This is a genomic window from Streptomyces rapamycinicus NRRL 5491, from assembly GCF_024298965.1.
Lineage (GTDB): Bacteria > Actinomycetota > Actinomycetes > Streptomycetales > Streptomycetaceae > Streptomyces > Streptomyces rapamycinicus.
This window is the reverse complement of record NZ_CP085193.1, coordinates 8,102,302-8,122,780: the sequence shown is the minus strand read 5'-3', so window position 1 is coordinate 8,122,780 and position 20,479 is coordinate 8,102,302. Positions and strand designations below refer to the sequence as shown.

The window sequence follows — 20,479 nt, the reverse complement described above, 5'->3', positions numbered from 1 at the left end:
CGTCGTAAGGTCTCCCCCGCGCACTTTACGCGGCTTTACGAAACGTTGACTCCGAAGTCTAGAGCGATGCCTCGCAGACCCGACGCGTACCCCTGCCCCACGGCCCTGAACTTCCATTCGCCGCCGTAGCGATAGACCTCGCCGAAGATCATCGCGGTCTCGCCGGAGGCGTCCTCGGAGAGGTCGTAGCGGGCCAGCTCCTGGCCGTCCGCCTGGTTCACCACTCGAATGAAGGCATTGCTGACCTGCCCGAACGTCTGGCGCCTGGCCTCGGCCTCATGGATGGAGACCGGGAAGACGATCTTGTCGACCTCGGCCGGGACCTTGCCCAGATCGATCAGCAGGGACTCGTCGTCACCCTCGCCCTCGCCGGTGAGGTTGTCGCCGGTGTGCTCGACGGAGCCCTCGGGGCTCGTGAGGTTGTTGTAGAAGATGAAGTACTCATCGCCGAGCACCCGCCCCGACTGGCACAGCAGGGCACTGGCGTCGAGGTCGAACGGCGCTCCGGTGGTGGAGCGCGCGTCCCAGCCCAGGCCGATGAGCACCTGTGTGAGATTCGGAGCGGCTTTGGAGAGGGAGACATTGCCCCCCTTGGCGAGTGTGACGCCCATGATGCTGTTTCCTCCCCGCGGTGGTGCATGGGTGATACGCGTCCGGCGCCGCACCCCTGCCTCTGGGGCGCGGGGGGTGCGGCGCCGGAATGATTGCCCTGTCGACGGCCTTCGGCGGCCTTCGACGGCCCGTTCGGACGTCGCTCAGACGTTGACGCCGAAGTCCTGCGCGATGCCGCGCAGACCCGAGGCGTACCCCTGGCCGATGGCGCGGAACTTCCACTCCGCGCCGTTCCGGTACAGCTCGCCGAAGACCATGGCGGTCTCGGTCGAGGCGTCCTCGGAGAGGTCGTAGCGGGCGAGCTCATTGCCGTCGGCCTGGTTCACCACGCGGATGAAGGCGTTGCGCACCTGGCCGAAGCTCTGCTGACGGGTCTCGGCGTCGTAGATCGACACCGGGAAGACGATCTTGGCGACATCGGCGGGGACGCCCGCCAGGTTCACCTTGATCTGCTCGTCGTCGCCCTCGCCCTCACCGGTGATGTTGTCACCGGTGTGCTCCACGGAGCCGTCGGGGCTCTTGAGGTTGTTGAAGAAGACGAAGTTCTGATCGTTGCCGACCTTGCCCTCGGCGTTGGTCAGCAGGGCGCTGGCGTCGAGGTCGAAGTCCGTGCCCGTGGTGGTACGGGCGTCCCAGCCGAGACCCACGACGACCGCGGTCAGGTTCGGGGCTTCCTTGGTCAGCGAGACGTTGCCGCCCTTGCTGAGGCTGACTCCCACGAGTCCTCCCAAAAAAGGTTCGTCAGGAGCACTGCGTGCCCCTTCATCAAAGGTTTCCCATCAGGATCAACGCGTCGATCCTAGTGAGCGGTTCCCGGCCGCTACAGGGTTTCGCGGGCCTTGGCTACAGGGTTTCCAGGGCCTTGGCGTAGTCGTTCAGGTCCCGGGCGTCGGGCAGGCCGTTGACGACCGTCCAGCGCACCACGCCCTCCTTGTCGATCACGAAGGTGCCGCGCACCGCGCAGCCCTTGTCCTCGTCGAAGACGCCGTAGGCGCGGCTGGTCTCGCCGTGCGGCCAGAAGTCCGACAGCAGGGGGTACTCGAGGCCCTCCTGCTCGGCGAAGACCCGCAGGCTGAAGGGCGAGTCATTGGAGACCGCCAGCAGCTGGACGTCGTCGTTGACGAACGTCGGCAGCTCGTCGCGGAGCGCGCACAGCTCGCCGGTGCACACGCCGGTGAAGGCGAACGGGTAGAAGAGGAGTACGACGTTCTTCTCGCCCCGGAAGTCGGAGAGCCTGACCGACTCGCCGTGCTGGTTCTTCAGCTGGAAGTCAGGGGCCTTCGCGCCGACCTCTATCGCCATGGGAGCCATCCCTTCGCTCACGTTCGGAAGATCATGCTCGGAAGATCATGTCCGGCATGATCAAGGTTTGAATTGATCAAGGTTTGAATTGATCATGAGGTGCGCGGCCCAGCCTACGCTCAGAGCCCCCCTCCGTAAGGGAACGGAGGGGGGCTCTGGGGTGTGGATCCGCCGGCCTCAGCGCTTGCCGCTGCGCGCGGCTTTGGGCGTGACCAGGCGGCTGCCCGTCCAGTCCTTGCCCGCGTTGAAGCTCTTGGTCTGGGACAGGCCGGCAGTGGTCGCCGCCTCATTGATGTCGCTCGGCTCGACATAGCCGTCACGGCCGGTCTTGGGCGTCAGCAGCCAGACCGGTGCGCCGTCGTCGATCATCTGGATGGCGTCCACCAGCGCGTCCGTCAGGTCGCCGTCGTCCTCCCGGAACCACAGCACAACGGCGTCGGCCACATCGTCGTACTCCTCGTCGACGAGCTCCTGGCCGGTGATCTCCTCGATGGACTCGCGGAGCTCCTGGTCGACATCGTCGTCGTAGCCGATCTCCTGGACCACCTGTTCGGGCTGAAAACCCAGCCTCGCGGCAGGGTTGGTCCGCTCCTCCGCGTGGTCCGCGGTCGCGCTCACGGATTGCCTCCTGTCATCTTTCATTCACTCTTCGAGTCTGTGCGCCCCGCGCGCGTACGCGAGGGCTTGGGCGTAGTCCACACGGGCCGGGCGGATCGCGCAAGTACCCGGCCAGCGATCCCGCCCAAACGTTGACGTGTCGCCGCAACTCCCATCATGGAGGAACGGCACGCAACGGCGCGCGGCCGACCGGATTGCCCGAGGATGTCCGGCTTACGTGTGTGTCTAGCCACCCTACGCCGCTCCCGTGCCGAACGGTCGTACGCAGACGACCCCGGTCGTGGGCGTAAGGTTGCGATTCGGCCGTCGCGCGTGAGACGGCCGCCGAAGCGCCCGTCTCGCCTGGTGATGGTTACCACTGGGTAGAGGTGACGTATCCCGTACCCGAGGTACACGATGGAGAGCGGCGCGACAGCAGCAGAGCACGAATCCATGTCCGTGCACAGCACGACCGAAAAGCGAAGGAATAGCGTGGCTTCCGGATCCGATCGCAACCCGATCATCATTGGCGGCCTTCCCAGCCAGGTCCCGGACTTCGATCCCGAAGAGACCCAGGAATGGCTCGACTCGCTCGACGCAGCCGTCGATGAGCGAGGCCGGGAACGTGCCCGCTACCTGATGCTTCGCCTGATCGAGCGCGCCCGCGCGAAGCGCGTCGCCGTGCCCGAGATGCGCAGCACGGACTACGTCAACACCATCGCCACCAAGGACGAGCCGTTCTTCCCCGGCAACGAGGAGATCGAGCGCAAGGTCCTCAACGCGACCCGCTGGAACGCGGCCGTGATGGTCTCCCGGGCGCAGCGCCCGGGCATCGGGGTCGGTGGCCACATCGCCACCTTCGCCTCGTCGGCCTCGCTGTACGACGTGGGCTTCAACCACTTCTTCCGCGGCAAGGACCACGACAGCGGCGACCAGATCTTCTTCCAGGGCCATGCGTCCCCCGGCATCTACGCCCGTGCCTTCCTGCTCGACCGGCTGAGCGAGGACCACCTGGACGGATTCCGTCAGGAGAAGTCCAAGCTCGGTCACGCGCTGTCCAGCTACCCGCACCCGCGGTCGATGCCGGACTTCTGGGAGTTCCCGACGGTCTCCATGGGCCTGGGCCCGCTCGGCGCGATCTTCCAGGCGCGGATGAACCGCTATATGGAGGCGCGCGGCGTGGCCGACACCTCCAACTCCCACGTCTGGGCGTTCCTGGGCGACGGCGAGATGGACGAGCCGGAGTCGCTCGGCCAGCTCTCCCTGGCCGCCCGTGAGGGCCTGGACAACCTGACCTTCGTGGTCAACTGCAACCTCCAGCGGCTCGACGGCCCGGTGCGCGGCAATGGCAAGATCATCCAGGAGCTGGAGTCCCAGTTCCGCGGCGCCGGCTGGAACGTGATCAAGCTGGTCTGGGACCGCACCTGGGACCCGCTGCTGGCGCAGGACCGCGACGGCATCCTGGTCAACCGGCTGAACACGACGCCGGACGGTCAGTTCCAGACGTACGCGACCGAGACCGGCTCCTATATCCGCGACCACTTCTTCGGCGACGACCAGCGGCTGCGCAAGATGGTCGAGGGCATGACCGACGACCAGATCCTGCACCTGGGCCGCGGCGGTCACGACCACAAGAAGATCTACGCGGCGTACTCGGCGGCCAAGGCCCACAAGGGCCAGCCGACGGTGATCCTCGCGCAGACCGTCAAGGGCTGGACGCTCGGCCCGAACTTCGAGGGCCGCAACGCGACCCACCAGATGAAGAAGCTGACGGTCGACGACCTCAAGCGCTTCCGCGACCGGCTGCACCTGCCGATCCCGGACAAGGAGCTGGAGTCCGGCCTCCCGCCGTACTACCACCCGGGCCGGGACTCGGAGGAGATCCAGTACATGCACGACCGCCGCAAGGCGCTGGGCGGCTACGCGCCGACCCGTGTCGTGCGCGCCAAGCCGCTCCAGCTGCCGGGCGACAAGACCTACGCCACGCTGAAGAAGGGCACCGGTCAGCAGCAGATCGCCACCACCATGGCGTTCGTACGGCTGCTGAAGGACCTGATGCGGGACAAGGAGATCGGCAAGCGGTTCGTGCCGATCGCGCCCGACGAGTACCGCACCTTCGGCATGGACTCGCTCTTCCCCTCGGCGAAGATCTACTCGCCGCTGGGCCAGATGTATGAGTCGGTCGACCGTGAGCTGCTGCTGGCCTACAAGGAGTCGCCGACCGGCCAGATGCTGCACGACGGCATCTCCGAGGCGGGCTGTACGGCCTCGCTGATCGCGGCGGGCTCCGCGTACGCCACCCATGGCGAGCCGCTGATCCCGGTCTACGTCTTCTACTCGATGTTCGGCTTCCAGCGCACCGGTGACCAGTTCTGGCAGATGGCCGACCAGCTGGCACGCGGCTTCGTACTGGGCGCGACCGCCGGTCGTACGACCCTGACCGGTGAGGGCCTCCAGCACGCGGACGGCCACTCCCAGCTGCTGGCCTCGACCAACCCGGCGGTCGTCGCGTACGACCCGGCGTTCGGCTTTGAGATCGCCCATATCGTCCAGGACGGTCTGCGCCGGATGTACGGCGAGAACAGTGAGGACGTCTTCTACTACCTCACCGTCTACAACGAGCCGATCCAGCACCCGGCCGAGCCGGACAACGTGGACCGCGAGGGCATCCTCAAGGGCCTCTACCGCTACCGGCAGGGCGAGAAGGGCTCCGTACCGGCACAGATCCTCGCCTCCGGTGTCGCGGTGCCGTGGGCGCTCGAGGCCCAGCGCATCCTGGCCGAGGACTGGAACGTCAAGGCGGACGTCTGGTCGGCCACGTCCTGGAACGAGCTGCGCCGGGACGCCGTCGAGGTGGAGGAGCACAATTTGCTCCACCCGGAGGAGGAGCAGCGCGTTCCGTACGTCACCCGGAAGCTCGCGGACGTGGAGGGCCCGAAGGTGGCCGTCTCCGACTGGATGCGCGCGGTTCCCGACCAGATCGCACGCTGGGTGCCCGGCACGTACCAGTCGCTGGGCGCGGACGGCTTCGGCTTCGCCGACACCCGCGGCGCGGCGCGGCGCTTCTTCCACATCGACGCCGAGTCGATCGTGCTCGGCGTCCTGACGGAGCTGGCCCGCGACGGCAAGATCGACCGCTCGGCGCTCAAGCAGGCGATCGACCGCTACCAGCTCCTGGACGTGGCCGCCGCCGACCCGGGCCCGGCAGGCGGCGACGCGTAGCCGTCTACGACGGCAGCAACCCGTGACGCGGGGCGGGCCGGAGATCCACCTCCAGCCCGCCCCGCGTCGTCGTGTGCCCCGAGGCCCTGGCGCCTGGGGCCAGGGGGTAGTTGAGGGCGGGGGCGCGGCGCCCCCGCCCCCCACCGCAGGGTCCAGGGGGCTCCGCCCCGGACCCCCAGCCCCCGGGACACGGCCCCGGACCCCAGACCCCCGGATCCCAAGCCGGACCCAGACCCCGAATCCCGGACCCCAGGCCCCCAGGCCCCCGGATCCCAGGGCACGGCCTCGGACCCCGGACCCTTGGACCCCGGACCCCCGGGTCCCAGGGCCTCGGACCCCGGACCCCGGGCCCGGACCCCCGGACCCCAGGGCACAGCCCCGGACCCCGGATCTCGCCCCCGGGCGCCAGACCCGGATCTGGCGCCCGGGTCACGGGCGACGGAACCCCGGACCCCCGGGCGTCGGGCCCGGGTCGGGCTTGGTGGTCCGGTCCAGGCGCCGTGCCTGGCACTTCCGGCGGCGCCGATGGCGGTGGAGCCGGCCGGATCGGCTGCACCGCGGACGGCGGCGGAACCGCCCGCCGCCGTCCGGCGGGACGCTTGAGGACAGGCCCGGAGGGCGCCCGGGGTCCAGGAGCGGAGCCCCTGGTTCGGGAAGGGGCGGGTCGGGGAACATCCCGGCCCCGCACCCGGGCGGCGGGACCCGGTGTGGGCCCCGGACCGCCGGTCAGCGTTCCCAGATCTTGAAGGCGCGGACCTGGTACGGGGTTTCGGGGGCCCACGTGCCGGTGGGGTAGGTGTGGAACTCGGCCGTCTCGGCGCATTCGCGGCTCTGATAGGCCGTCACCGGGCGGCCCGTGCGGTTCGCCAGGGCCGCGGCGGTGGTGCCGGACGGCAGGGGGACACAGCTTTCGATGTCGACGTCGGCCAGTTCATGGGTCTGGCGCGCCCCCGTGAAGCCGCCGCTCCGCCACAGGCACAGCTGCCCGGCGGCGCAGTTCCCCAGCCGCGGTGGTGCGGCGGGCCGGGCCGCGGCCGCGGCCGGGGCGAGGGCGGCGGTGAGGGTGGCGGCGAGGGCCAGGGCCGGGACGGCGGCCGTAATGATCTTGTGCATAACGCTTTCGCTCCCCGTGTGGAAAGAACAGAACGGGAGCCAGCCTGTCCGCCGGCTCCCGTTCGCCACCATGGGGTCGATCAAGGTCCACCCTGATAGGGGGTTGACCGCGAGGGGTCAGATGTGGACGGCGCCCCCGGACGCCTCCGCGTTCTCACCGCGCTTGGTGAAGGCCGCCACCAGGGCCGCGACCGCCGAGACGACGGCGGCCACCGTGAAGGCGAGCCCCATCCCTGACACGAAGGTGTCATGCGCGACGGCCGTGATCTTGCCCGCGACCTCCGGCGGAGTGCCCTTGGGGACCGGGGCGATGCCGACCTCGACCGCGTCCGACGCCTTGGACTCCGCGCCCTCGGGCATCGGCGGCAGCCCGGCGCCGGCCCACTTGTCCGGCAGCGCGCTGTCCACCCGGCCCGCCATGACCGCGCCCAGGACGGCCGTACCGAGGCTGCCGCCGACCTGCATCGCGGCCTGCTGGAGGCCGCCGGCGACACCGGCGTGCTGGATCGGGGCGTTGCCGACGATGACCTCCGTGGCGCCGACCATGACCGGGCCGAGGCCGAGGCCCAGCAGGGCGAACCACACGGCCATCTCCACACCGCCGCTGTCCACGTCCAGCCGGGACATGCCGAACATCGCCACGGCAGTGATCGCCATGGCGACCACCAGCGGCGTCCGCGGCCCGAACTTGGTGATCAGCGCTCCGGCCAGCGGCGAGGCGACGATCATCATCGCGGTGAGCGGCAGCAGCCGCAGCCCGCTGTCGACGGGGCTCATCCCGTGCACGTTCTGCAGATAGAAGGTGACGAAGAACAGCCCGCCCATGAAGCCGAAGGCCATCAGCAGCATCAGCACGGTGCCCGCGCTCAGCGGCACCGAGCGGAACATGCTGAGCGGCAGCAGCGGCTCCGCCGTCCGGTTCTCCCAGAAGACGAAAACGCCGAAGCAGACCGCCGCCAGGCCCAGGAAGAGCAGCGTGCGCTGGTCGGTCCAGTGCCAGTCGGCGGCGTTGATGAGCGCCCAGATGAGGCAGAACATCGCACCGGACAGCAGCACGATGCCGGGGATGTCGAAGGACCGCGGGGCCTTCTCCGCGCGGTGGTCCACCAGGAGCAGCAGGCCGAGGACCATGGCCAGCACGCCGACGGGCGCGTTGATGAAGAAGACCGACTGCCAGTTGACGTGCTCGACGAGCAGTCCGCCGACGATGGGCCCGGCGGCGGTCGAGGCGCCGATCACCGCGCCCCAGATGCCGATGGCCATGTTGAGCTTCTCGGCCGGGAAGGTGGCGCGCAGCAGCCCGAGCGCCGCGGGCATCAGCAGCGCGCCGCACAGGCCCTGCAGCACCCGGAACGCCACGACGAGCGACACCTCGCCGGAGAAGCCGATGGCGGCCGAGGAGATGGCGAAGCCGACGACGCCGATGAGGAAGGTCTGCCGGTGGCCGAAGCGGTCACCCAGCTTGCCCGCCGTGATCAGCGCGACGGCGAGGGCCAGCAGATAGCCATTGGTGATCCACTGCACATCGGCGAGCGAGGCGCCGAGGTCTTTCTGAATGGCCGGATTGGCGATGGCGACGATCGTGCCGTCGAGGGCGACCATCGTCACACCGAGGGCGACGGTGAGAAGCGTCAGCCATGGATGACCCCGAAGCCCCTTCGGGGCATCGGCTATGGGAGGTTCCGACGCCGAATCGGCGACGGTGGTCGAAGAGGTCATGACCGGAGGCTAATGTCAGCGTCTGACAATTGACAAACCGATTCATCCGCCGGTAACTGACGTTTTGGTCACAGGTATCCTGAGCAGCCGCGACGCGGCCCCACACCGGTAGAAAGCGAGCCGATAGGTGACGACGGACGAGGCAGTGGCGGGCACGACGACGCCACCACCGGCCGGGCTGCGCGAGCGCAAGAAGCGGCGGACGCGGAGCGCCCTGGTGCGCTCCGCACTGGAGTTGTTCACCCGTCAGGGATACGAGCGGACGACGGTCGACGAGATCGCCGAGGCGGTCGAGGTCTCCCAGCGCACCTTCTTCCGGTACTTCGCCAACAAGGAGGAGGTCGCCTTCGCGAGCCAGGAGGCGGCCGAGTGCCACTTCTTCGCCGCCCTGTGCGGACGCCCCGCGGGCGAGGCGCCACTGGCCGCGCTGCGCGGCGCGATCCTCGACGCCTGGGGGAACATCGGAGAGGCCATCGAGCAGCTGGTGTCGCCCGAGCTCCATATGCGGATGTACCGGGTGATCGAGTCCACGCCGAGCCTGCTCGCGGTCCATCTGCGCCGCACCGCGGAGATGGAGGAGCGGCTGGCGCGCGAGATCGCCCGCCGCGAGGAGCTGGACATCGACGCCGATCCGCGGCCGCGGCTGGTGGTCGCGATGTTCGGCGGGGTGATCCGGGTGGCCGGGAAGCTGTGGACCGAGGGTGAGGAGGACAGCGTCGTCACATTGCGAGACCTCACCGCGTTCCATCTTGATTACGTGGGTCCCACCCTTGCCGGAAAATGGGATAAGTAGCATCAATTCCGACATAGCTCCCGCGCATTCCCACTTTTAAACGTGATATGAATCACGGGATTTGGCATGCAGCGCCGCGCTTCTCCTAGGGTGTCCCGCGGTGACTTCCTTCTCGGAGCTCGGCTCCCCCTCCCCCGGTTCCACCGCCTGGCGCGCCCTGCTCGCGCTGGCGGTGGTCTTCGTCCTCCTCGCCACGACCGGCTGGACGGCCGTACGGAGCCACAGAGGAGCCCCGGACGCGCTCTCCGCGTCCATGGACGCCTGGCGCCACGGATCGCTCGGCGGCCGCGCGCTGCCCGACCCGTACGGCTCGCCGCGCGCCCTCGGCCGCTGGTTCGACTCCCTCACCAAGACCCAGACCAACCGGGTGGTGCGGCGCTATCCGCTGGCCGTGGGCAATCTCAACGGCGCGCCGGTGACCCTGCGCTACCGCGCCAACCGCGTCGCCCTGTTCAAGGCGCGCGCCGATGAGCGCAAGCGGATGCACGACACCCGGCTCACCCCGATGGGCCGCTCGGACGCGACACGCCGGATGCACCGCTACGAGGACCTGCTGGGCACCGGGCGGCAGATCCTCTCGTTCGATCCCTCGGGCGCCGGCCGGGCCGCCGAGGTCTTCGGCGACCTCGCCCACGCCAACCGGGTCTCGATCGTGGTGCCGGGCGTGGACACCGACATCCTGACGTTCCAGAAGACCGGGCGCCCGTACACCGCCACGGTCGGCATGGCCCGCGCGCTCTACGACAACGAGCGGGCCGACGCCCCGCACACCAAGACGGCCGTCATCGCCTGGGCCGACTACACCTCCCCGGCCGGGATCGGCATGGACGCGGCCACCGGGAAGCTGGCCGCCCAGGGCGCGGTGCGGCTGCGCGCGCTGGTGAACGCGCTGCCCGCGCTCTCCCGGGTGTCGCTGATGTGCCACAGCTACGGCTCGGTGGTGTGCGGAGTCGCCGCGCGCGATCTGCCGCCCAAGGTCACCGATATCGCGGTGGCCGGCAGCCCCGGGATGCGCGCCGGCCATGTCTCCGACCTGGGCACCAGCGCCCGCGTGTGGGCGATGCGCGACTCCGGCGACTGGATCGAGGACATTCCGCATCTGGAGTTCGGCGGGCTCGGCCACGGCGCGGACCCGGTCTCCTCCGGCTTCGGCGCCCGGGTGCTGGCCGCGGACGGGGCGGATGGACACGCCGGATACTTCGAACCGGGCACGACCAGCCTGGACAACTTCGCGCGGGTGGGAATCGGTGCTGTCCAGTCCGTGAGCTGCGGCGACGGCGACGACTGCACCGCGGGGCTACGCTGACGCCCGGCATAAACACCGGAAACTCTAGTGACGCGCGTAGCCTCAAAGGGGGACGGGCGGGCCACCGCCGCATACGATGAGCCGCATGGGTGATGTGCTGGCCGGTTTTCAGACCGTCTGGGAGTTCGACACCGACTCCATGCTCATCCGCTTCGAACGGGGGATCCGCACGCCGAAGCTGCTTCAGGCGCTCGGCGAACGCCGCATCCCCTTCGAGGCGCTGTCCGGGGTGGAGCTCGCCGTGGGCAAACGCGGAACGGTGGTGCTGCGCGCCGTGCCCAGACCGGGCGCCGACCCGCTGATGGACGCCGCCGACGGCCAGCTCAAGGAGGCGTACGACCCGTACCGCCTGGTGCTGCCCGCCGAGCGGGAGACCCTCGCCGACTACTACGCCGAGCGGATACGCGAGTCCCTGGGCCCCGAGGCGGACACCGCGGCCGAGGCGCATCTGGTGACCGTGCCCCCGCCGCCGCTGTCCTTCAAGGCGTACGACGGCAAGGCGTCCTTCGACGGCAAGGCCATCTCCTTCCGCTGGTTCTGGACCGGCGCCTCCTCGGAGAAGTGGAAGGTCGGGGACCAGCGCTTCCGGATCGACGAACTCACCGGTGTGGAGTGGCGTTCGCCGGAGAGCCGCGGCTCGGCGGCCACCGCCCCCAGGGAGGGCGCCGCCAAGGCCGGTGGAGCCAAAGGGGGTTCCGCCAAGGACGGCACGGCCAGGAACGGCACCGGCAGGGTCAGCCCCAAGGGCGGTGGCCACGGCTATCTGCGGCTGCTGCGGCGCTCCGCCGAGGACCAGCCCGCCGACCGCCCCGACCGGGACCCGGCGGCCGTCGTGTTCGGGATGGGCTACGGCCTCGTCCACCAGTCGCTGCCGTTCGCCGCGGCCGTCCTGGAGGCCATACGGGCCTCCTCCCCCGTACCGTGCGCCGAGGGCGCCCCGGCGCCGAACCGGGCCGCCGCCCCGCGCCGCGACCCCGCCGACATCGCCGAGCGCATCCGTCATCTGGGCGAGCTGCACACGGCCGGGCTGCTGACCGACGACGAGTTCAGCGCGAAGAAGGCCGAGCTGCTGGCGGAGCTGTAAGTGTCCGGTCCCTCCTCCGCACCGGCCGGCGAGGCCGCCGGCGCCTCCTCGACCACCGCCTCCTCCACCGCGTCCTCCACCGCGTCCTCCACCGCGCACGAAAGCCTGCCCAAGGCCGCCCGGCGGCAGGCGGGCGGCCTCGCCCGGGCCCTGGTGACCCCCAGCTATCCGGCGACACCGCTGTTCGCCCAGTCGCCCAGGAACTGGCTGCGCAGGGTGCCCTACGGCGTGGCGATGATCCTCACCACGATCCTGGTCCCCACCACCGCCCAGATGCTCTCCCATGACTACGGGGTGGGCGGCGGCGTCGCCACGCTGCTCGGCATCGTCCAGGGCAGCCCGCTGCTGCTGTCCGTCACCCGCCCCCTCCAGGCGTGGTGGATCGTCTTCCTCGCCGACCTGGTCTGCGCCCTGGTGGTGCTCGGCACCGCGGACCACCTGGAGAACCGGGTGTGGCCCTGGCTGCCGGGCGCCATCATCGGCTATCTCTTCCTGCTGCTCGCCCTCGCGCTGCGCGAACCCCGCCGCACCCTGGTGGCGGTGTGGCTGGTCACCGGCACCGCGGGACTGGCGCTCGGCATGGCCTTCCCGGACAAGAGCAACGGCAGCAATGTGGTGCTGTTCGTGCTCAGCGGCGTGGTGCTGCTCGTCGCCGGGGCGCTGCGCGAGCGCGGGGACGCCCAGCGGCGGCTGGCCGAGCAGGAGACGATCAGCGAGGCCGAACGGGCCCATCGCACCCTGCTGGAGGAGCGCACCCGGATCGCCCGTGAGCTGCACGACGTGGTCGCCCACCACATGTCGGTGATCACCGTGCAGGCGGACAGCGCCCCGTACCGGATCGGCGGTCTGCCGTCCGAGGCGGAGCGGGAGTTCTCCACCATCGCCGCCACCGCCCGGGAGTCGCTCGCCGAAATGCGGCGGCTGCTGGGCGTGTTGCGCAGCGAGGAGACCCGCGGGGAGCGGGCGCCGCAGCCGGGGCTGCGACAGGTGCCGCAGCTGGTCGAGGCGACGGTACGGGCCGGGATACCCACCACGCTGACCATCGCGGACGACGTGGCCGAGCTCGAACCGCTGCCGCAGGCCGTGGGGCTGTCCGCGTACCGCATCGTGCAGGAGGCGCTGGCCAATGTGGTGCGCCACGCGCCGGGCGCCGCCACCCGCGTGGCCATCTCCGCCGAGGACGGCTCGGCGCTGACCCTGCTGGTGGTCAACGGCCCGGCCCACAGCGCGCCCACCAAGCCCCTGGAGACCAGCGGCACCGGCCATGGCCTCGTCGGCATGGTCGAGCGGGTACGGCTCGTCGGCGGCATGCTCGACACCGGCCCGCTGGCCGACGGCGGCTTCCGCGTCGCGGCCCGCCTCCCCCTGGTAGACCTCGAAGAGACGGACCCGTCATGACCATCAAGGTGATCATCGTCGACGACCAGGCGATGGTGCGGGCGGGGTTCGCCGCCCTGCTCGCCGCGCAGAGCGATATCGACGTCGTCGGCGAGGCGCGGGACGGCCGGGAGGGCGTGGAGGTCAGCCGCCGCAGCCACCCCGATGTGGTGCTGATGGACGTGCGGATGCCCGAGATGGACGGGCTCGAGGCGGCCCGGCAACTGCTGGACCCGCCGCGCGGGGTCACCCACCGGCCCAAGGTGCTGATGCTCACCACCTTCGACGTGGACGACTACGTCTACGAGGCGCTGCGCGCCGGGGCCAGCGGCTTTCTGCTGAAGGACGCCCCGCCGGCCGATCTGATCTCCGCGGTCCGGGTGGTGGCGGCGGGCGAGGCGCTGCTCGCCCCGTCCGTCACCCGCCGGCTGATCGCCGACTTCGCCCGCCAGCGCCCTGCCCCGCGCCGCGACGGCCCGGCCCTGCGGCGCAGCGGGCTGACGCCGCGTGAGACCGAGGTGCTCGAGCTGATCGCCCGCGGCCTGTCCAACCAGGAGATCGCCGAGTCGCTGGTGCTCGCGGAGCAGACGGTGAAGACGCACATCGGCCGGGTGCTGGCCAAGCTGGGGCTGCGCGACCGGGCCCAGGCGGTGATCTTCGCCTATGAATCGGGCCTGGTGACGCCCGGCCAATGACCCCGGCCGGGCGGCCACCCCCTACTGGGGTACTACACCCCACTTGGCACCGGGGGGTGACGTACCGCCACCCGACACCTCTCTACCTTTCCCTCCGCCACCGATTGGAACCACTGACGGTTCCACCGACGGAATCAGTGACGGTTCCACTGACGGAACCGCTCACGGAACCGCCGACGGAACCACTGCCGGAAGAGGGAAAGCCGCCGCCATGTCCCAGACGCTACGCACCAGGCACTACGCACGACGCCTGATCACCGCGGCGCTCACCATCACCGTCATGGCGGGGACGGCCGGCTGGACGGTGGCCCACGAGGAGCAGGCCATCACCGGGCCGCCGCCGGGGACCGCCGCCTGGCTGGCGGACCATTCGCTGGGCGGGGCCGGGCGCGAGCTGCCCGATCCGGCCACCGTCTCGCCCGCCGGGATCGCGCGGTTCTTCGACCGGCTCACCGAGGTCCAGCGGAAGGCGCTGGTCATCCGGCACCCCGAGGTGGTGGGCAATCTGGACGGGGCGCCGCTGAGCCTGCGGTACGCGGCCAACGCCCGGGCGATCCGGGCCGCCTGGCACAAGGAGCGCAAGGCCGACCCGAAGAGCCCGCTCGCCGAGCGGTACGCGGCGCTGCTGGAGCCCGGCCGCCAGATCCTCGCCTTCGATCCGCGCGGGCGCGGCCAAGTGGCGGAGGTGTACGGGGACTTGGCGGCGGCCCGCCGCACGGCCGTGATCGTGCCCGGCTCGGACATCGACCTGGACGACTTCGACCGCACGGGCGACCCGTACGGCGCCCCGGCCGGAATGGCCCGGTCGCTGCGGGCCCAGATGGCCGAGGACGCGCCCGCGACCCCGACCGCCGTCATCGCCTGGGTCGGCTACACCACCCCGGTCGGGCTGGGCCCGGACGCCGCCACCAGTCGGCTGGCCGAGGCGGGCGCGCCCCGTCTGGACCGGTTCCTGGCCGGGCTCGCCGTGACCACCGCGGCCACCGCCGACGCCCCGCCCGCCGTCTTCTGCCACAGCTACGGCTCGGTGGTGTGCGGTCTCGCCGCCTCCGCGATGGACCGCGCCCGCGTCTCCGACCTGGTGGTGCTGGGCAGCCCGGGGATGCGCGCGGACAGCGCCGAGGCGCTGCGCACCGGGGCCCGGGTCTGGGCGGCGCGCGACCGCACCGACTGGATCCGCCGGGTGACCGGCTATGACTTCCTGGGCCTGGGCCACGGCGACGACCCGACCGATCCGTCCTTCGGCGCCCGGGTGGTCTCCTCCGAGAGCGCCCACGGGCACACCGGCTACTTCGCGCCGGGGACGGACTCGCTGCGCAACTTCTCGCGGATCGCGCTGGGGGACTTCGACGGGGTGCGGTGCGCGGAGGAGGACGGCGGCGGTCCGGGCACGGGGCCGGACTGCCGCCAGGGCCTCGGCTGACCGCCGTCCGGCCCGGCATCTGGTGGACCCGGGTGCCGTCGGCCACCCGCCGAGCCGTGACGCCCCGCGCTACGGCCCGACGCCCGCCATCAACACGGCGCCCGCCCACCGCGCACCGGCCGCCCGCCCGGCGCGTCAGACCGGGCGCGCCCGGCACCCGACGGCACCGCGCACCGGCGGCCTCCGCCACCACGGCCCGGCGCCGCAGGCTATTCCCGGCCCGCGCTCGTCGCGCTCATATCGGCGTAGCGGGCGCCCGCCACCTGGCCCGCGATCGGCTCCAGCGCGGCCAGTTCGTCCGCGCTCAGCTCGATCCGGGTCGCGCCGGTGTTCTGCTCGATCCGGGCGCGGGTGCGGGTGCCGGGGATCGGCACCACGGCGAGCCCGTACACCTGGGCCTGCTGCTGCACCCAGGCCAGCGCGATCTGGGCGAGGGTGGCCCCGCGCGCCTCGGCGATCTTCCGGAGCGGCTCCAGCAGCGCGGCGTTGGCGGCCGCGTTGTCGCCGGTGAAGCGGGGCTGACGGCGGCGGAAGTCGTCCTCGCCCAGCTCCTGCTCGGCCTGGACGAAGGAGCCGGTGAGGAAGCCGCGGCCGAGCGGCGAGTACGGCACGAGGCCGACGCCCAGCTCGCGGGCGGCCGCCACCACGCTCTCCTCGATGTCGCGGCTGAACAGCGACCACTCCGACTGCACCGCCGCGATGGGGTGCACCGCGTGCGCCGCGCGCAGCTCGTTCGCCGTGACCTCGCTCAGGCCGAGGTGCTTGACCTTCCCCTCGGCCACCAGCTCGGCCATGGCGCCGACGCTCTCCTCCAGCGGCACCTCGGGGTTGCGCCGGTGCATGTAGTACAGGTCGATGTGGTCCACCCCGAGGCGGCGCAGGCTGCCCTCGACGGCCTGGCGGATGTACGGGCGGTCGTTGCGTATCCGCTGGCGGCCGAACGGGTCGCTCTCGTCGCGCTCGATGGCGAACTTGGTGGCCAGGGTGATCCGGTCCCGGTTGGCCCGGACGAAGGGGGAGATGAACTCCTCGTTCCGCCCGAAGCCGTAGACATCGGCGGTGTCGAAGAGCGTGACGCCCAGCTCCAGGGCCCGCTCCAGCGTGGCCCGCGCCTCCGCCTCGTCGTGGGTCGGTCCGTAGGCCCAGCTCATGCCCATGCAGCCCAGGCCCTGGACGCCGACCTCGGGTCCGCCGGTCCCCAGGCCGACGGTCGCGATGGTCTCGTTGGTGCTGTCGCTCATACTGGGTCAAACCTCTCCGACGCCCTCCGGGCGTCAGCGTAGACATCGATCTTGAAGTCGAGGACTTCGAGCGTGCTCTGGAGCTCGACGATCCGCTCCCGCACGTTCTCGCGGTGCGTGGTCAGCAGCTCCTCGCGCTCGGCGAAGGTGTGCTCGCCCTCCCGCACCAGCTCGGCGTAGCGGACCATGTCCGCGACCGGCATCCCGGTCAGCCGCAGCTTGCCGACGAGGTCGAGCCAGTCCAGGTCGCGGTTGGTGAAGCGGCGCTGGCCGGTGTGCGTACGGTCCACATGCGGCATCAGCCCGATCCGCTCGTACCAGCGCAGGGTGTGCGCCGTCAGCCCGGTGTGGGCGACGACCTCACTGATCGAGTACCGGTCCTGCCCGGTGGGCCGGGGGTGGCCTACCCTCCCCGCGCAGTTCTTCCGCGCCTTCACCGGGGCGCTCTCCATCACGGTCATGCCGATTCACCTCTCGCAGGTCGCGGATCCGCACACCTCGTCGACGTCTTCAACGCTATTGACTTCGAGTGCACTCCAAGCAAGCGGAGATTTGGGGCAACCTTGGCGCCCACGGCGGGTCCTTCCCCTCCCCTCCCCGCCCCTCCCCTCAACTGGGGCTTCGCCCCAGACCCCGAGTCGGACGCCCCGGATCCACGCGGGCGCCCGCCCGGCCGTCGGCTGCGCGCCGTTCCCCAACCCCGCCCCTTCCCGAAACTGGGGCTTCGCCCCAGACCCCGCCGGACGGCCCGGACGCGCCCGGCCATCCACCGCGCCGGCGCGCCGACCGCAATCAACCCGCCAGTGCGGGCGCTCACGCCCTCACCGCCCACCCCGCAGACGCCCAAGCCCCTGCCCACCAGCCAGCCACCCGACCACCACGTCGCAGGCGGCGCCGTCGGCGCCCCAGCCGGACAGCCGACCGCAGCCACGCTCGGCTCACCGACCCGGGGGGTCCAGGGGCGGAGCCCCTGGTTGTGGGAAGGGGCGGGGAGGGGAAAGGGCGCCCGCCGGGCACCCCGTAGGCTCTTGGGCATGGAGAGCCTGCGGATGATCGAGAACTGGCCGGTTCCGGCGGCGGCGGCCGCCGTCGTGCGCGCGGACGGCGCCCTGGCGGGATCGTACGGCCCGACCGGCCATCGGTTCCCCCTCGCCTCGGTCACCAAGCCGCTCGCCGCCTACGCCGCGCTGGTCGCCGTCGAGGAGGGTGCGGTGGAGCTGGACGAGCCGGCCGGGCCCGAGGGCTCCACGGTGCGCCATCTGCTGGCGCACACCTCCGGGCTCGCCTTCGACGAGCACCGCTCGGTCGCCGCGCCGGGAAACCGCCGGCTCTACTCCAACGCCGGGTTCGAGGTGCTGGGCGACCACATCGCCAAGGCCACGGACATCCCGTTCCCGGAGTATCTGCGCCAGGCGGTGCTGCAGCCGCTCGGCATGGTCGCCACCGACCTGCCGGGCTCGCCCGCCAAGGACGGCGTCTCGACCGTGGACGACCTGGTGCGTTTCGCGGCGGAGCTGCAGGCCCCGCGGCTGCTGGCGGCCGGGACGCTGGCCGGGGCCACCTCCGTGGTGCACCCGGGTCTCACGGGTGTGCTGCCCGGCTACGGACATCAGCGGCCCAATGACTGGGGGCTCGGGTTCGAGATACGCGACGGCAAGTCGCCGCATTGGACCGGCGCCTCCTCCTCGCCCCGCACCTTCGGGCATTTCGGCCAGTCCGGGACGTTCCTCTGGGTGGATCCGGACGCGGGCGCCGCCTGTGTGGCCCTGACCGACCGGGCCTTCGGCCCGTGGGCGATCGAGGCCTGGCCCACGTTCACCGACGCGGTCCTGGCCGAGCTGGGATAGCGGGTGTCCGGCGGATGGTGACGCCTGTGGCGGGCTGGCCCCTCCCCGCCCCTTCCCGAAACTGGGACTTCGCCCCAGACCCCGGGGTCCAGGGGCGAAGCCCGTGTCACGCGGCGGACACCCCGTAGCCCCTCAGCCGTAGCCCGGCTCCGTGTGCATCTCCCAGATCAGCAGTTCGGCGGGGCCCTCGGCGCGTGCTTCCAGACCCTCCGCGGCGGAGATCCGGGCCGCGTCGCCGGGCGTGAGGGTCTCCTCCTCGATCCGCGCCGCGCCGCGCACCGCGTGCGCGTACACCCACGGCGCGTCCGGCAGCGCGGTGCGTTCACCGTCCACCAGCCGCCGCACATGCAGCACCGCCTCGGTGCGCTCCAGTGCGTACGGGGTGCCGTCGGCGATGCCGCGCACCACCTCGTACGCCGGGTCCGTGGCGGCGCCCGGGCCCGGCATCAGCCACATCTGGACGAAGGTGAGGGGTTCGGCGCCCGCGTTGCGCTCGGTGTGACGCACTCCACTTCCGGCGCTGAGCCGCTGGACGTCGCCGGGGCGCACGACGGTACGCGCGCCGGTGGAGTCCTCGTGGGTGAGTTCGCCCTCGACGACCCAGGTGACGATCTCCATATCGCGGTGGGGGTGTTCGGCGAAGCCCGCGCCGGGGGCGAGCCGCTCCTCGTTGCAGGCCACGAGCGAGCCGAACCGCACATTGCCGGGGTCGTAGTACCCAGAGAAGGAAAAGGCGTGGCGCGTCTCGATGCCCGCGCCCTGCCCGCCCGGATACCGTGCACCGGACCGCTGTATCCACATCACCCGGTCCACGGTAGTGCGCCCCCGACTGTCCGCCCCCGCCCCGTCCCTACCCCCGCGCATACCCCCGCGTAGCCTCCCGCCCCCAGCGCTCACCATCCGATAAGGCAGTCTTGTCCTCGTGCCTGAACCAGCCTCGAACACCCCGCATCCACACAGTGCCACCCTGCGCCGCCTGGAGAAGTCCTCCGGGAAGCTCGCCGCCAACGCCATCGCGCGCATGGACGAGCAGCTGCCGTGGTACCGGGCGATGCCGCCCGAGAACCGCTCCTGGATCGGGCTGGTGGCGCAGGCGGGCATCGCGGCCTTCACCGAATGGTTTCGCCACCCCGAGGCACCCCAGGCGATCAGCACCGATGTGTTCGGCACCGCCCCGCGCGAGCTGACCCGGGCGATCACCCTGCGGCAGACCGTGGAGATGGTCCGCACGACCATCGAGGTCATGGAGTCGGCGATCGACGACGTGGCGGCCCCGGGCGATGAGTCGGTGCTGCGCGAGGCGCTGCTGGTGTACGCGCGGGAGATCGCCTTCGCCACCGCCCAGGTGTACGCGCAGGCCGCCGAGGCGCGCGGCGCGTGGGACGCCCGGCTGGAGTCGCTGGTGGTCAACGCGGTGCTGTCCGGCGAGGCGGACGAGGGGGCGCTGTCCCGCGCCGCCGCCCTGGGCTGGAACTCGCCCGAACATGTGTGCGTGGTGCTGGGCACCGCCCCGGACGGGGACAGCGAGCTGACCGTCGAGGCGATCCGGCGGGCCGCCCGGCACGCCAAGCTGCAGGTGCTCACCGGGGTGCTGGGCGACCGTCTTGTGGTGGTCGCGGGCGGCTCGGACAATCCGCTCCAGGCGGCGAAGGCGCTGATCGGGCCGTATGCCCCGGGTCCGGTGGTGGCCGGTCCCGTGGTCTCCGACCTGCTGGCCGCGACCCGCTCGGCGGGGGCCGCGGCGGCCGGGCTGAAGGCGTGCACCGCCTGGCCGGACGCACCCCGTCCGGTGCTCGCCGACGATCTGCTGCCCGAGCGCGCGATGGCCGGGGATCCGGCTGCCCGTGAGCAGTTGGTGGAGGAGATCTACAGACCGCTGGAGGAAGCCGGTTCGGCGCTGCTCGAGACACTGAGTGTGTACCTCGAACAGGCGAGCAGTCTGGAGGGTGCGGCCCGGATGCTCTTCGTTCACCCGAACACCGTCCGCTACCGGCTACGACGTGTGACGGACGTCACCGGATGGTCACCTTCCGACGTCAGGTCGGCGTTTACTCTGCGCATAGCCCTGATCCTGGGCCGTCTCGCGGACGCGAACATATTGCCCTGACCGTTTGTTGGACCCCCACAATTCCCCTGACGGTTCTTCGT

The 20,479-nt window shown here is 71.3% G+C and carries 18 protein-coding genes; 9 read left to right on the top strand and 9 right to left on the bottom strand.

All coding sequences use genetic code 11. From position 1 onward, the window contains the following. Nucleotides 1-35 precede the first annotated feature (35 nt). The 4 genes from LIV37_RS33855 to LIV37_RS33840 form a co-directional block, all read right to left on the bottom strand. Nucleotides 36-611 carry a TerD family protein gene (locus tag LIV37_RS33855; protein ID WP_020871585.1) on the bottom strand — a complete coding sequence of 192 codons (576 nt, stop codon included), beginning with the start codon at nucleotides 609-611 and terminating at the stop codon, nucleotides 36-38. A gap of 144 nt (nucleotides 612-755) precedes the next feature. After that, nucleotides 756-1,331, bottom strand: coding sequence for a TerD family protein (locus LIV37_RS33850; protein ID WP_009718272.1), 576 nt, complete (start codon nucleotides 1,329-1,331; stop codon nucleotides 756-758). Nucleotides 1,332-1,455: 124 nt separating this feature from the next. Further along, nucleotides 1,456-1,914 carry a peroxiredoxin gene (locus LIV37_RS33845; RefSeq protein WP_020871584.1) on the bottom strand — a complete coding sequence of 153 codons (459 nt, stop codon included), beginning with the start codon at nucleotides 1,912-1,914 and terminating at the stop codon, nucleotides 1,456-1,458. Nucleotides 1,915-2,091: 177 nt separating this feature from the next. Next, entirely contained in the window at nucleotides 2,092-2,532 is a 441-nt protein-coding gene (locus LIV37_RS33840) for a DUF3052 domain-containing protein (RefSeq protein WP_014060347.1), read from the bottom strand. 471 nt (nucleotides 2,533-3,003) lie between these two features. Between LIV37_RS33840 and aceE the strand changes: the two genes are divergently transcribed. Then, on the top strand, nucleotides 3,004-5,733 hold the full coding sequence (gene aceE, locus LIV37_RS33835; protein ID WP_020871583.1) for a pyruvate dehydrogenase (acetyl-transferring), homodimeric type: 2,730 nt from the start codon (nucleotides 3,004-3,006) through the stop codon (nucleotides 5,731-5,733). Nucleotides 5,734-6,459: 726 nt separating this feature from the next. Here the strand turns inward: aceE and LIV37_RS33830 are convergent. After that, on the bottom strand, nucleotides 6,460-6,846 hold the full coding sequence (locus LIV37_RS33830; protein WP_020871582.1) for a peptidase inhibitor family I36 protein: 387 nt from the start codon (nucleotides 6,844-6,846) through the stop codon (nucleotides 6,460-6,462). 117 nt (nucleotides 6,847-6,963) lie between these two features. Next, on the bottom strand, nucleotides 6,964-8,565 hold the full coding sequence (locus LIV37_RS33825) for an MFS transporter (RefSeq protein WP_020871581.1): 1,602 nt from the start codon (nucleotides 8,563-8,565) through the stop codon (nucleotides 6,964-6,966). Nucleotides 8,566-8,692: 127 nt separating this feature from the next. Between LIV37_RS33825 and LIV37_RS33820 the strand changes: the two genes are divergently transcribed. From LIV37_RS33820 to LIV37_RS33795, 6 genes are all read left to right on the top strand, one after another. Continuing rightward, nucleotides 8,693-9,358, top strand: coding sequence for a TetR family transcriptional regulator (locus LIV37_RS33820; RefSeq protein WP_121824197.1), 666 nt, complete (start codon nucleotides 8,693-8,695; stop codon nucleotides 9,356-9,358). Nucleotides 9,359-9,458: 100 nt separating this feature from the next. Beyond that, a complete protein-coding gene (locus LIV37_RS33815) occupies nucleotides 9,459-10,664 on the top strand; it encodes an alpha/beta hydrolase (RefSeq protein ID WP_020871579.1) in 1,206 nt (401 codons plus the stop codon). A gap of 85 nt (nucleotides 10,665-10,749) precedes the next feature. Next, the gene (locus tag LIV37_RS33810; protein ID WP_020871578.1) at nucleotides 10,750-11,748 is read left to right on the top strand and encodes a DUF4429 domain-containing protein; all 999 of its coding nucleotides are present in this window, start codon (nucleotides 10,750-10,752) and stop codon (nucleotides 11,746-11,748) included. Then, the gene (locus LIV37_RS33805) at nucleotides 11,749-13,146 is read left to right on the top strand and encodes a sensor histidine kinase (RefSeq protein ID WP_020871577.1); all 1,398 of its coding nucleotides are present in this window, start codon (nucleotides 11,749-11,751) and stop codon (nucleotides 13,144-13,146) included. After that, on the top strand, nucleotides 13,143-13,820 hold the full coding sequence (locus tag LIV37_RS33800; RefSeq protein ID WP_020871576.1) for a response regulator: 678 nt from the start codon (nucleotides 13,143-13,145) through the stop codon (nucleotides 13,818-13,820). Before LIV37_RS33805 ends, LIV37_RS33800 begins: the two co-directional genes overlap by 4 nt. 211 nt (nucleotides 13,821-14,031) lie before the next feature. Continuing rightward, nucleotides 14,032-15,243 (top strand): alpha/beta hydrolase, encoded by a 1,212-nt coding sequence (locus tag LIV37_RS33795; protein WP_121824198.1) that lies wholly within the window; start codon nucleotides 14,032-14,034, stop codon nucleotides 15,241-15,243. A gap of 209 nt (nucleotides 15,244-15,452) precedes the next feature. Here LIV37_RS33795 and LIV37_RS33790 read toward each other — a convergent pair whose 3' ends face one another. Both LIV37_RS33790 and LIV37_RS33785 read right to left on the bottom strand, forming a co-directional pair. Then, complete coding sequence (locus LIV37_RS33790) at nucleotides 15,453-16,484, bottom strand: aldo/keto reductase (protein WP_020871575.1); 1,032 nt, start codon at nucleotides 16,482-16,484, stop codon at nucleotides 15,453-15,455. Further along, complete coding sequence (locus LIV37_RS33785; protein WP_020871574.1) at nucleotides 16,481-16,945, bottom strand: MerR family transcriptional regulator; 465 nt, start codon at nucleotides 16,943-16,945, stop codon at nucleotides 16,481-16,483. Before LIV37_RS33785 ends, LIV37_RS33790 begins: the two co-directional genes overlap by 4 nt. A 573-nt stretch (nucleotides 16,946-17,518) precedes the next feature. Between LIV37_RS33785 and LIV37_RS33780 the strand changes: the two genes are divergently transcribed. Next, entirely contained in the window at nucleotides 17,519-18,331 is an 813-nt protein-coding gene (locus LIV37_RS33780) for a serine hydrolase domain-containing protein (RefSeq protein WP_121825110.1), read from the top strand. A 132-nt stretch (nucleotides 18,332-18,463) separates the two neighbouring features. Here LIV37_RS33780 and LIV37_RS33775 read toward each other — a convergent pair whose 3' ends face one another. Continuing rightward, nucleotides 18,464-19,132 carry a pirin family protein gene (locus LIV37_RS33775; protein ID WP_020871572.1) on the bottom strand — a complete coding sequence of 223 codons (669 nt, stop codon included), beginning with the start codon at nucleotides 19,130-19,132 and terminating at the stop codon, nucleotides 18,464-18,466. A gap of 121 nt (nucleotides 19,133-19,253) precedes the next feature. Between LIV37_RS33775 and LIV37_RS33770 the strand changes: the two genes are divergently transcribed. Further along, on the top strand, nucleotides 19,254-20,438 hold the full coding sequence (locus tag LIV37_RS33770) for a PucR family transcriptional regulator (protein ID WP_020871571.1): 1,185 nt from the start codon (nucleotides 19,254-19,256) through the stop codon (nucleotides 20,436-20,438). Nucleotides 20,439-20,479 lie beyond the last annotated feature (41 nt).